Source organism: Salmonella sp. SAL4457, assembly GCF_046548235.1.
GTDB lineage: Bacteria > Pseudomonadota > Gammaproteobacteria > Enterobacterales > Enterobacteriaceae > Salmonella > Salmonella enterica.
On the sequence record NZ_JBGDZO010001191.1, the window covers coordinates 1 to 242 of the forward strand.

Here is a 242-nt window from a genome sequence, read left to right on the forward strand (position 1 = left end):
GCCGAGGTACCGCTGAAGGCGTTCATGCTGGCGCAGACTCGCACCTCCGACCTGGAGCTGTTCGTCCGCCTGTCCAAGCGCACCGACATCGGCAGCCCGGAGGCGACGCCGCTGACCATCCTGGTCCCGGCCTTCGTCACGTCCGAGCTGAAGACGGCGTTCCAGATCGGCTTCATGATCTTCATCCCGTTCCTGATCATCGACCTGGTGGTGTCCAGCGTGCTGATGGCGATGGGCATGAT

Annotated in this window: 1 pseudogene; it reads left to right on the plus strand. The window is 63.6% G+C overall.

Annotated features, from left to right (window positions below):
- A pseudogene (fliP, locus tag ACLJNW_RS27955) lies at window positions 1–242 on the plus strand (flagellar biosynthetic protein FliP); the annotation flags it as partial.